The sequence below is a fragment of the Microbacterium sp. UBA837 genome (assembly GCF_002296025.1).
In the GTDB taxonomy this organism is placed as follows: Bacteria; Actinomycetota; Actinomycetes; order Actinomycetales; family Microbacteriaceae; genus Microbacterium.
Map to the genome: position 1 here is coordinate 1 of NZ_DBHD01000135.1, position 4,013 is coordinate 4,013.

A 4,013-nucleotide genomic window follows, 5' to 3' on the forward strand; every position below is an offset into this window, starting at 1 on the left:
CGACGCGGACGATCGGAGTAGCGGTCCTGCTGCGCACGGTCATCCCGACGCGGACGCTCCGAGTAACGATCCTGACCCTCACGCTGCGGACGGTCGCCGTAGGCGGGGCGGTCGTCACGACGGGGACGATCCGAGTAGCCGGTGCGGTCATCCCGACGCGGACGGTCACCGTAGGACGGGCTGTCATCCCGACGCGGGCGATCCCCATACGAGGGGCGGTCATCCCGACGCGGACGGTCACCGTACGACGGACGGTCGTCCCGACGCGGCCGGTCATCGCGCGAACTGCGGCCATAGCCACCGGAGCGCTGGCGCTCATCGCGTGCGGGGCGGTCATCGCGGCGCGGACGATCGTCCCGGGCGTGGGTACGGATGGCGCGGGCCTCATCGCGACCTGCGCGCTCCTGCGCGGTCCAGCGACGCTTGGGCGCCGCGTCCGACTCTGCAGTCTCGGGGCGGTAGCCGCGGTGGCTGGGGCTCTTGCTGCCGGGTTTTCCGGCCGACGACGTGCCAGGGCGACGCTTGCGGTCCTGATACGCGGTCTTCTCGCCGTAGCGCGGTTCGAAGTTCTTGGCTGCGCGGCCGCCGGCCGGCTTCTTGCTCTTGGGCATGGGTGTGTTCTTCCTGGGTTCTCTCGCACGAGAACAGCAGTCGAGACGCGCTCGACAGGCCCGGACTCTCTTGGCCGGGGGCCATTCATGTGATGGTCATGCACGCCGATCGGCGCTCACCATCGGCCCCAAGGACTCACAAACCCACTCGCCATACATGGCAATGTCCAGAGCCGACCTATCCAGCGTACAGGCTCACCCTGGGAAACCCCCGCGCCGCGGCAACCACGGCAGGCAAGGTCGGATGCATCACCCACGGCCTTTAGCATGGGCACGACGCCCGCCGAGGAGGACCCATGCCCGACATCCGCCACGACCCCACCGGGGAGCAGTTCCACCTCTCGAGTGCCGACGGTCGCGTGACCGCGCACCTCACCCAGGTGGGTGCGACGATCCGCGGGCTCACCGTCGATGGCGTGGACCTCATCGCACCGTACCCGCAGGGGATGCCGGCGCCCGCGGCATCCGGAACCGTGCTCGTGCCGTGGCCGAACCGCGTCCGCGATGGCAAGTGGAGCCACAACGGCACCACCTACCAGCTGTGGATCACCGACCCGTCGGTCGGGGGCGCATCGCACGGGCTGCTGCGCTTCATGCCGTACACGGTGGCCGAGCAGTCCGGCGACCGGCTCACGCTCGCGGCCACAGTCTTTCCCCAGAGCGGCTACCCGTTCCAGCTCGACACGACAGTCACGTACGCGCTCACTGCCGACGGCATCGAGGTCACCCACATCATCGAGAACGTCGGCACGGATGCCGCACCGGCAGCCCTCGGCACCCACCCGTACTTCACGCTCGGCGACGTACCGACAGCCGACCTGGTGCTCACCTCGCCGGGCGCGAAGATGCTCGTGCTCGATGACGCGCTGATCCCGATCGACGAGGTGCCGGTGGATGCGGCATCCGACCTGCGCAGCGGCGCCCGCCTCGGGGATGTCTCGCTCAACACCTGCTACACCGACATCGCTCGTGACGCCGACGGGATGCTGCGCCACCGTCTCAGCGCGCCGGATGGCCGGACCGTCACGATCTGGCAGGGCCCGGAGCTCGACTACGTGCAGGTGTACACGACCGACCGCTACCCGAACCGCGAGTTGGCTGTCGCTATCGAACCGATGAGCGCGGTGCCGGACGCCCTCAACTCCGGTCGAGGTCTGCGCTGGCTGGCGCCGGGCGAGACCTGGACCGTGAGCTGGGGAGTCTCCTACTCGGGCTGACGACCGTTTTCGTCGTCGTCCGTGTTCTCGGCGGCGAGGTCGGTCTGCTCGGAACTGTCGGCTGACTCCGGCGACGCTGGCTCGGCATCCGCGGACGCCGCATCATCACCGTCGGCGGCAGCCTCGGGCTCTGCGGTGTGCCCATCGGCTGCGACGTTGTCGTCGGTCTCGTGCTCGCCAGACTCCGCGTCGGCGGCCTCCGGCTCGGAGGCTTCGGGCTCGACGGCTTCCGGCTCACCGGCGTCGGGAGCGACAGTATCCACGTCGTCCTCGCCGACGTCGGTAGTTGAGCGGTCAGCATCGCCGGACGCGGGCTCAGCGCCGTCGACGGCCTCCTCCGCGGCATCCGAGTCAGCCGAGGTCGGTACGTCGCCTGTCTCAGGTGCGCCTGTCGCGGCATCGCTCACCTCGTCGGGCTCCGCCGGCGCCTGGATCGGGATCTGGCCGGTCCGCAAGGCTTCACGTTCGCGCAGCTCACGGCGCGTCAGCGGCACGTCCTCGGCACCACCCGCGCCAGCACCGCCCGCAGCGCCCGCTACCCCCGCGAGCGCGAGTGCGCCCTCGGCATCCGTTTGCCCCGACCTCGCCGCGCGCTTTGCCTGCCGCCGCTCCTTCGCGCCCTCGACGAGGTTGTAGAGCGTCGGCAGGACGAGCAGCGTCAGGACGGTGGACGAGATGAGTCCGCCGATGACGACGATCGCGAGCGGCTGCGAAATGAATCCGCCCGTGCCGGTGATCCCGAGTCCCATGGGAGTGAGCGCGAGGATCGTGGCCAGCGCGGTCATCAGGATTGGGCGAAGACGCCGCGTACCACCGGCGATCGTCGCATCGTGGGCACTCAGGCCCTTCTCGCGGTACTGGTTGACGAGATCGACGAGAACGATGGCGTTCGTGACGACGATGCCGATGAGCATCAGCACACCGATGAGCGAGGCGACACCCAGCGGGATGCCGGTGACGATCTGCAGGAGGATCGCTCCGGTCGCCGCGAACGGCACCGAGATGAGGAGCAGCAGCGGCTGGCGCAGCGATTTGAAGGTCGCGACCATGACGACGTACACGATCAGGATGGCCGCCAGCAGCGCGAGCCCCAGCTGGCTGAAAGCGTCAGCCTGGTCGGTTGCGACACCGCCGAGGCTAGCGCGCGCGGCCGAGGGCAGGTCAGCCGCGTCAATCGCTTCCGTGACGGATGCCGTCGCCTGCGAGAGGTTGTCGGTAGCCGGCGTGACCGTGACTGTCGCGGTGCGCGTGCCACCTTCGGTGGTGATCGAGGTCGGCCCCTGGGCCTCTTCGACAACTGCGACATCCGACAGTGGCACAGGCCCCTGGGCGGTGAACACCTGCAGGTTGCGCAGTTCGTCGATCGTGGTCGGCGGGTCGTTCGCGGCGAGGTAAACCGTCAGCGAGGTGTCGTCGACCTCAACGCTGCCGATGTTCTGCGGTTGCATGGTGCTCGACACGATCGCGCCCACAGCGACTTCCGACAGGCCGAGCGACGCTGCCTTGTCGCTGTCGACCCGGACCGAGATGAAGGGCAGGGATGCTGACAGGTTGTTGGTGACCTGGCTGACGTCGTCGAGGTCGCTGAGGCTTGCGACCACGGCATCCGTCGCCTCTTGCAGCGTTGACGCGTCGGGAGCCGTGACGTCTACCTCGATGTCGGTCGAGCCGAAGCCGCCATTGCCTCCCGCCACGGTGATCTCACCGACATCGGGAATCGCCTCGACGGTGTCCTGTACTTCCTGACGAAGGGCTACCTGGTCGACGCCTTCCTCGGTCGTGATGGAGTAGGTGATTCCGCTGCCGCCGCCGGTGAAGGCATCGCGCAGCGCATTGCCGCTGGAGCCGATGGAGACCTGCACGGTCTCGATGCCCTCGATGCCCAGCAGAGCCTCTTCGACCGGCTCAGCGGCCGCGGATTCGGCTTCGAGACTCGGCGCCGGACCGATGTCTTGGGTCATCGTGAACGTGTTCTGCCCGGAATCACCGAGGAAGTTCGTCTTCATCAGGGGCGCGGCGGCGATGGTGCCGACGAGAACGAGCACGGCAAGACCGAGGGTGACCCAGGAGTGCCGTAGCGTCCATCGCAGGATCGGGGTGTAACCGCGCTGGAGCCGATCGAGAGGAGCTGCCGGGTTCTCGGGGTCGATCTCGCGCCCGTCCTCATCGAGCAGCGGCTTGCCGG

The 4,013-nt window shown here is 68.5% G+C and carries 2 protein-coding genes and 1 pseudogene; 1 reads left to right on the forward strand and 2 read right to left on the reverse strand.

Annotated elements, in window-relative coordinates:
• Positions 1–611 (reverse strand): annotated as a pseudogene (locus B3587_RS10075) (ATP-dependent helicase); the annotation flags it as partial.
• Between the two features lie 296 nt (positions 612–907).
• On the opposite strand from B3587_RS10075, the gene B3587_RS10080 reads away from it, so the two are divergent.
• Positions 908–1,828 (forward strand): aldose 1-epimerase family protein, encoded by a 921-nt coding sequence (locus B3587_RS10080; protein ID WP_292728309.1) that lies wholly within the window; start codon positions 908–910, stop codon positions 1,826–1,828.
• On the opposite strand, the gene B3587_RS10085 is transcribed toward B3587_RS10080, so the two are convergent.
• Positions 1,816–4,013 (reverse strand): efflux RND transporter permease subunit (locus B3587_RS10085; protein ID WP_292728311.1); only part of this gene is annotated, 2,198 nt, incomplete at its 5' end. The two genes, B3587_RS10080 and B3587_RS10085, sit on opposite strands and share 13 nt — an antisense overlap.